Here is a 7,234-nt window from a genome sequence, read left to right as displayed (position 1 = left end):
TCTTCGCTGCCCTGGTCTGTCTCTCCCTTGCCTCCACCGCGCACGCCCAATTCCCCGCCGACACCACGCGGCATACCTATCTCCTGCGTCCCGACCGGGTCTTCGATGGCGAACAAATGCACGAAGGCTGGCAGGTCCTCGTCTATGGTCGCGTGATCGCACTGGTCGGTCCCGCAAGCGCGATAAAAGCCCCCGCCGATGCCATCACGCTCGATTTAAAAGGCGCAACCCTGTTACCCGGGCTCATCGAAGGCCATAGCCATCTTTTTCTTCATCCATATAATGAGGTCGCCTGGGATGACCAGGTCTTAAAAGAATCCCGCGCCGAACGCACCGCCCGCGCCGTCGATCATGCCCGCAAAACTCTGTTGGCCGGCTTCACCAGCACGCGCGATCTCGGTACCGAAGGGGCGATGTACGATGATGTCGGCCTCAAGCAGGCCATCGACAAACAAGTCATTCCCGGTCCCCGTATGCTCTGCGCCACCCGCGCCATCGTCGCCACCGGCAGCTATGGCCCGAAGGAACTCGCCGATGATTATGAATCGCCACACGGCGCCGCCGAAGCAGACGGCCTCGAAGGCGTCACGAAGGAAGCCCGGACGCAGATAGGAAAGGGGGCCGATCTGATAAAGGTCTACGCCGATTACCGCTGGGGTGCCAACAACACCGCCCAACCTACCTTCACCGTTGACGAACTCAAAAAGATCGTCGAAGTAGCCGCCAGCAGCGGCCGCGAGGTCGTCGTCCATTCTTCCACCACCGAGGGCATGCGCCGCGCCATCGAAGCCGGTGTCAGCACCATCGAACACGGCGAAGGCGGCAACCCCGAACTCTTCGCCGCCATGAAGGCAAAGGGCATCGCACTCTGCCCCACGCTGGCCGCGGGCGAAGCTATTCTCAGTTATCGCGGATGGAAAAAAGGCGTCGATCCCGACCCCAGGTCCATCGTCGCCAAGAAGGAAAATTTCCGCCAGGCCCTCGCCTCCGGCGTCACCATCTGTATGGGCGGCGATGTCGGCGTGTATACGCATGGCACCAATGCCCGCGAGATGGAAGATATGGTGGAATATGGGATGAAACCCCTCGACGTCCTCCGCGCGGCAACCTCCGTCAACGCCGACGTCTTTCACATCGCCAATCATGTCGGCCGCATAAAACCCGGCCTCTTCGCCGATCTCCTCGTCGTCCAGGGCGATCCTTCGGCCAACATGCCGCAGATCCGTAAAGTCGTATGGGTAATGAAGGACGGCATCATCTATCGTCCGGATGCTCCTTAGATTGCTACGCAATCTGGCGGGGCCTGGGTCTGTCCTTCGGACGGCAGCGCTGTGCGCTGCCCTAGCGCCAACTGCATCGCTCTTGTTATGCATCCTGGAACCTCGTCCGGGTTTGGTCCCTTCTTCGTCCTTCTTCTGCAACCCCCGATTTCTGCTCCGATTGCTACGCAATCTGACGGGGCCTAGGTCTGTCCTTCGGACGGCAGCGCTGTGCGCTGCCCTAGCGTGTCAGCCGTCGAATGACCTCCGCATGCTCCGGATACTGCGCCGCTAGCGTCTCCCGCCGGGCCAGCTCAAAATCTTCAAAGTCGAATCCCGGCGCCACCGTACAGCCGACCAGCGCATACTCGGAACCCGGCGCCGGAACGGAGGCAAACCAGCTTCCCGCCTTCACCGTCGTCTGAAACGATTCCCCCTTTTCGGGGTTTGACCCAAGCCGGTGCACGACCATCTGGCCGCCATGCGTAATCTCATAGACCAGCAGCGGATCGCCAAAATAGAAATGCCACAGCTCGTCCGAGGCGATCCGGTGAAAAGCCGAGAACTCCCCCTTGGAAAGCAGAAAATAGATGCTGGTCGAGGCAGAACGGTTGCCCTGGAAGAAAAGCGGCAGACTGCTGCGCGGGATGATCAGCTCACTGCGATAAACTTCGCCGAAGGCGCCCCCTTCCACATGCGGGGTCAGCCCCAGTTTGTCGATCCAGTAAGAAGCAGATGGGCGCACCATGCTAAGAAGATAAGAAGATCAATGTTGTTCGATGGATACCTTGGCTGCATAGACATCGGCCAGCGAGTCCCGGATATGCGTCGTGTCCCGGATAGTCGCGGGTATCGGGAAATATAACTTGAAGAAACTGGAATCCTTTGTCTCCATATGGATGTTCAGCTGGTAGCCAAGCAGTTGATTGTACCGGCGAAGCGCATGACCCTTGTTCTCAGTCCGCAGGATGACAAACCGGTAAAGCACCTGCCCCGCAGTGGGCACCGGCTCCGCTGGAGCCGCCGTCGGGTTCCCCGCCGGGGCCGCCGTCGAAACCGCCGGCCGTGCCCCCGGCGCATCCGCGGGATTAGCCGTCTTCGCCCCCGCATTCGCCAACGCCGTGTCTTTCTTTCCCGCCGTCGTACTATCGCTGGGACCCGCGCCTGCCAGCGTACTCGTATCCTTGGCCGTAGCCGTCTCGGGAACTACCCGGGCCCGGTTCTCCGTGGACGATTCGGTATAGTTATTACGCTTATAAAGGTAGTATCCGCCGACCGCGATGATCGCGATCCCGGCAATGATCCCCACCAGCAGTAGCGTCTGACGGGCGTTGTTGTTGTTGTTATTGCGCGACTCTTCGCGGGGCGGCTCGTCATAACCCATGGCCGGCGCCGCATTCCTGCGGTCAGGATGATGAAGGTCATCGAGTCGGGGTACCAGGTATTCTCCCGGCGCGAAGTCCAGCCGGCCCTCTTTATTTTTCAGCAGGGTTCCGATCCCTTCGAGATAGAAAGGCTTGCCGATATTCAGCAGCTGCCGTCCCGTCGTAAGAAAGAAGTCCAGGTCGGCGGCTGCCAACGACTTCATCTTGCCCGTATGTTCTTTGATATAGATGACCAGCGCGTCGTCCGGTGTCGGAATATTGGCATTCTTGAATTGGATGCCGGTGGCGGCCATCTGCCCGATCCGGTCGGATTCCTGGGGTATCACGGTTCCCGCATCAAGGGTAAAACTCCCGATCCCTGGAAGATCGAGTTGACGGGTCTGATATAAATACTGCGATAGGAGTTGAGGTAGTTTCAAGCCATCGGATTTTGAGATGGGTTAAAGATAATCAACTTCTGCAACTTACACCTAACTTTGTGGGATAAAGGGGAATAGCAATGTTGTCGAAAGAAGAGACCGCGTTTATTGATTATTGGGAGAAGAATCGCCTGCGCCGCAAAAAGACCGTCCGCCAGTTCCTGCTGGGCGTCCCCCTCGGCCTCCTCTTCGCCGTGCCCATCCTCCTCAGCCTCACCTCGGGCTGGTATAAACGAGCAAATATGGAAGCCAACAGCCCCGACTTCAACCCCCGCGTCCTCTTCGTCGCCCTCCTGCTCATCGTCGGCTTCACCTCCATCTTCTGGCAACGCCACAAATGGGACCAATACGAACAGCGCTACCAGGAACTCCTCGCCCGCCGCTCCCGCGACCAGCAGCCCCAAACTCCGCCTGCCTCAGTCGCCCAGTCTCAAACCCCACCCAGCACCCAGTCCCCATCCGCCTCCGCCGCCCAGCCGGAAACCCCGCCTGCCGGCAAGTCCGAGCCATTGTCCGCCGCCCAGCCGGAAAACCCGCCTGCCGGCCAATCCGAGCCAATGTCCGCCGCCCAACCGCAAACCCCACCTCCCGCCGCCGACCAGAAATAAAAAAGCCCCGGTGGTCGCCAGGGCTCTTAGCAGGTAGTTCATGGTTACTGCACATCAAGCAGATATATATTCTAAATCAGGAGGTAGGATACAATATAGAAGGGTCGGACGATGGGTCATTAACGGGCAAATTCCGTGATAATAGCCATCGATAAGGTTAGATCTTGAAAAAAGGAAAGGTAAACGATCAGATTATCAGCCAGTTATATCGAAGTGAAACCCCCATCCCCTCACTCGTCAAAAATAGTTCCTGTAAATTAGACAACTCATTATCCCGGATTGCTGCAACAAAATTAAAAAATCTTCAAATTTTTTTAATTTCTTTTGCCAAACCTACGCCGGCTGCTCCTCCCGCGACCCCTCCGCGGCGAAAATCGCCGCCATAACTCCTCCTCCCGCGACCCCGGCATCCCGAAAACCCCAGCTATTCCTCCCCGCTGCCCCTCCACCCCGAAAACCCCGCCTATTCCCCCTCCCTTTGTCCCTCCAGCCTGAAAACCGCATCCTTCAACTCCCTTATCGCGATATCATGCTCCTGTAAAACAACCTTGATCCCCCCGATCTCCCGTTCAGCCTTCTCCTCCACATCCAATATCTTCCCCTGTATATCGATAATCTCCTCATGAACGTCCTTAACCACCCCCTCAAAAAGCCTCAACCGGGACTTCTCCACTTCCGCCGTTCCCTCTTTGGTCCGGAGCTCCATTTCATCTTCTATCTCCCGGGTAGTGGCGCCCTGATGTAGCCGCAGGATCGGATATTCCATCACCTGGTTAAAATGTTCGAGGAATTTTTCGGTTATAGAAACACCCCCATTGACCTTCTTATTGAGATTTCCCTTGTCCATTTTCATCCAATCGGCCAGTTTTTGCTGTGAAAAGGCCGCCAAGAGAACTTCAAGGTCCGCCTTGAAACTCAGAAAAGCGCTCGTCGGGAGCTGCCGACTGGGAATAGCCTTTACCTCGGTCATAAGAAAGAAAAAAAATTTTGTGGAGTTGTCAAAGTTGTTATCTTTGGTAGTCAGCCGCTTAAGAACCAGCCATTTACATACAACGAAAGTACAACTTTGGTTCAAGAAGACCGCGCCCCGAACCACTTTATTTAGCTGTTTTTTTCTCCTTGCTTTTCCAACATTTTTATTCGCATTCACAAATCTGTAAAACGGAAATTCGATCATGCGTAAGAAGTTGGATGATAAAAGTAATAAGGAAGAGAAGGCCGCCTGCCGCAGGCTATTGGAGGACGCGGTGGCCGACGCCAAAAGCGAGGTTAATAAAAATCTCCTGAAATTACTCGGGCTTCACAAAGCCCGACTCGAAGCCGGTTTTATAAATGAAACCGAATATGCCCGGCACGTCGACGACTTATCCCATCGCATGCTTTAATCCATCCCCACACTCTTACTCCTCCGTTCGAGCAGCACCGTATCCCTCCATCGGTTCCCCATCTTCCCAATCTTCTCCCGGATCCCAACCTGGCGGAAGCCCGCCCACTCGTGAAGCCGGAGACTGGCGATATTCTCCGGAAAGATCCCCGCCTGCAGCGTCCAGATCCCCTTCGCCTCGCTCTCCGTGATCAAGGCCTGCAATAGCGCCTTTCCCACACACTGCCCCCGGTATTTGGCATCGATATAGATACTCACCTCCGCCACCCCAGCATACACCCAACGGCTGGACACCATACACAGCGCCACCCAGCCGATCACCCGGTCCCCGTCGAGCGCTACCATCCGGCACTGCGCCAGATGGCTCGCATTCCAGTCGTCCCAATCCGGGGCATGGGTCTGAAAACTGGCGTTGCCCGTTGCGAGCCCCGCCTCGTAGATGGCCTTCACGGTCGGCCAGTGTTCGGGTAAAAGGTCTTGAATGGTCATGGAGTTGAATTCGCGCCGCAAATTAATAAATTGGGCGGTAAAGCGCTCGCATTACCGGAAATTCCTGGCATTCGCAAAAAGCTTCCCCTGCTGTCCTTCCTCCACCACCGTCTTCGCCTCCTCCTCCCCATCCAGTCGCCGGAACAGCGCCGATAGATTATGGCAATGTTGCACCAGCACATGGATCACCTCGCCTTCGATCTGCAATTTGCCCGAGACCATCAGCAGCGTCGCCTGCAGGATCGGCTTCCGGTACGCTTCGAAAACATTCGGGAACACGACAAGATTGGCATCCCCCGTCTCATCCTCGATCGTGATGAACAACACTCCCTTCGCCGTCCCCGGGTGCTGCCGCACCCGCACCCGCCCCGCCACCTTCACCACATCCCCGTCTTTCCCCGAACTCAGCCGCGAGACCGGCCAGATACCCAGCTGATCGAAGGTCGGCCGGATAAAACTCACCGGGTGCGCCTTCAGCGAAAGCGCCGTCGCGGCATAGTCCGCCGTCACCTGCTCCGGCAGCGGCATGACAGGCAACGCGATCTCTCCCTCCGAAACACTCTCCGAGGGTTGCCCCGCAAATACGCCGATCGGATGATCCTTCAACGCCGACACCTCCCACAACGCCCGCCGCCGGTCCAGCCCGAGCGACCCAAAAGCATCCGCATTGGCCAGCAGTTCCAGCGCCGCCACGGAGACACCCGCATCCAGCAACTCATTGACCGTCGCAAACCTCATCCCCGCAGATTCCCCCGCAGCAAACCTCATCCGCGCAGATGCCCCCGCAGCAAACCCCATCCACGCAGATTCCCCCGCAGCAGATGCCCCCGCAGCAGATTCCCCCGCAGCAAACTGCCCCACTTCTCCCGTCCCCTCCGCAAGCCCCGCTTCTCTCGCCCGCAACAGCGGCGCCACCTCCTCCTCGCTCAAACCTTTTATCTGCCGAAACCCAAGCCGCAACGCACAACACTCCCCAACCTTCTCCTCCAGCGTATTATCCCAGAAAGAAATATTTACGTCTATCGCCCGCACCGTCACCCCATGTCGCTTCGCATCGGTGACAATTTGATCGGCATGATAGAAGCCCATCGGCTGACTGTTCAACAACGCACAGCTGAACACGTCATGGAGCCGTCGCTTCAGCCACGCCGAGATATAAGCCAGCAGCGCAAAGCTCACCGCATGGCTCTCCGGGAACCCATAGCTGCCAAACCCTTCCAGCTGTTTGAAGATGCGGTTCGCATATTCTTCGGTGTAACCCTTGCCGACCATCCCGTTCACCAGCTTCTCCCGAAACCGGCTGATCAGCCCCTGCGCCTTGAAGGTGGCCATGCTCCGCCGCAGCTCGTCGGCTTCCGTCGGGGTGAAACCCGCCGCAACGATCGCAATCTTCATCGCCTGCTCCTGAAACAACGGAACGCCAAGCGTTCTCCCCAAAATTTCTTTCAATTCAACAGAGGGAAATTCCACCGGCTCCAATCCCGTACGTCGCCGCAGATAGGGATGCACCATATCCCCCTGGATCGGACCCGGCCTCACGATGGCCACTTCAATCACCAGGTCATAAAAACTTTTTGGCCTGAGCCGGGGCAGCATGCTTTGCTGTGCGCGGCTTTCAATCTGGAAAACGCCGATGGTATCGGCATGGCCGATCATGTCATAAACAGCCCCATCATCCTGTGGTATATTG

At 57.3% G+C, this 7,234-nt stretch carries 8 protein-coding genes; 3 read left to right on the top strand and 5 right to left on the bottom strand.

Annotated elements, in window-relative coordinates; genetic code table 11:
- Positions 1-1,280, top strand: a 1,280-nt coding sequence (locus tag VGM48_RS10880; RefSeq protein WP_331578926.1) for an amidohydrolase family protein, incomplete at its 5' end; no start/stop codon positions are given.
- Positions 1,281-1,500: 220 nt separating this feature from the next.
- Here VGM48_RS10880 and VGM48_RS10875 read toward each other — a convergent pair.
- Both VGM48_RS10875 and VGM48_RS10870 read right to left on the bottom strand, forming a co-directional pair.
- Positions 1,501-2,007 (bottom strand): cupin domain-containing protein, encoded by a 507-nt coding sequence (locus VGM48_RS10875; protein ID WP_331578924.1) that lies wholly within the window; start codon positions 2,005-2,007, stop codon positions 1,501-1,503.
- A gap of 18 nt (positions 2,008-2,025) precedes the next feature.
- Positions 2,026-3,063, bottom strand: a complete 1,038-nt coding sequence (locus VGM48_RS10870; RefSeq protein ID WP_331578922.1) for a hypothetical protein — start codon at positions 3,061-3,063, stop codon at positions 2,026-2,028.
- Positions 3,064-3,143: 80 nt separating this feature from the next.
- On the opposite strand from VGM48_RS10870, the gene VGM48_RS10865 reads away from it, so the two are divergent.
- Positions 3,144-3,671: a hypothetical protein gene (locus tag VGM48_RS10865; RefSeq protein ID WP_331578920.1), complete on the top strand. Its 528-nt coding sequence runs from the start codon at positions 3,144-3,146 to the stop codon at positions 3,669-3,671.
- A 463-nt stretch (positions 3,672-4,134) separates the two neighbouring features.
- Here VGM48_RS10865 and VGM48_RS10860 read toward each other — a convergent pair whose 3' ends face one another.
- Entirely contained in the window at positions 4,135-4,641 is a 507-nt protein-coding gene (locus VGM48_RS10860; RefSeq protein WP_331578918.1) for a hypothetical protein, read from the bottom strand.
- Between the two features lie 205 nt (positions 4,642-4,846).
- Between VGM48_RS10860 and VGM48_RS10855 the strand changes: the two genes are divergently transcribed.
- Complete coding sequence (locus tag VGM48_RS10855) at positions 4,847-5,056, top strand: hypothetical protein (RefSeq protein ID WP_331578916.1); 210 nt, start codon at positions 4,847-4,849, stop codon at positions 5,054-5,056.
- On the opposite strand, the gene VGM48_RS10850 is transcribed toward VGM48_RS10855, so the two are convergent.
- Complete coding sequence (locus VGM48_RS10850; RefSeq protein WP_331578914.1) at positions 5,053-5,544, bottom strand: N-acetyltransferase family protein; 492 nt, start codon at positions 5,542-5,544, stop codon at positions 5,053-5,055. The two genes, VGM48_RS10855 and VGM48_RS10850, sit on opposite strands and share 4 nt — an antisense overlap.
- A 51-nt stretch (positions 5,545-5,595) precedes the next feature.
- On the bottom strand, positions 5,596-7,234 hold a 1,639-nt coding region (locus VGM48_RS10845), incomplete at its 5' end, for an OB-fold nucleic acid binding domain-containing protein (RefSeq protein WP_331578912.1).

It is taken from the genome of Puia sp., from assembly GCF_036500295.1.
Taxonomy (GTDB): Bacteria; Bacteroidota; Bacteroidia; order Chitinophagales; family Chitinophagaceae; genus Puia.
This window is presented reverse-complemented; position numbering and strand designations above follow the sequence as displayed.

What these genes read in the sequence shown, in the direction of transcription:
- VGM48_RS10875 (WP_331578924.1), bottom strand. Translation starts at nt 2,007, where the DNA reads ATGGTGCGCCCATCTGCTTCTTACTGGATCGACAAACTGGGGCTGACC.
- VGM48_RS10865 (WP_331578920.1), top strand. Translation starts at nt 3,144, where the DNA reads ATGTTGTCGAAAGAAGAGACCGCGTTTATTGATTATTGGGAGAAGAAT.
- VGM48_RS10860 (WP_331578918.1), bottom strand. Translation starts at nt 4,641, where the DNA reads ATGACCGAGGTAAAGGCTATTCCCAGTCGGCAGCTCCCGACGAGCGCT.
- VGM48_RS10855 (WP_331578916.1), top strand. Translation starts at nt 4,847, where the DNA reads ATGCGTAAGAAGTTGGATGATAAAAGTAATAAGGAAGAGAAGGCCGCC.
- VGM48_RS10850 (WP_331578914.1), bottom strand. Translation starts at nt 5,544, where the DNA reads ATGACCATTCAAGACCTTTTACCCGAACACTGGCCGACCGTGAAGGCC.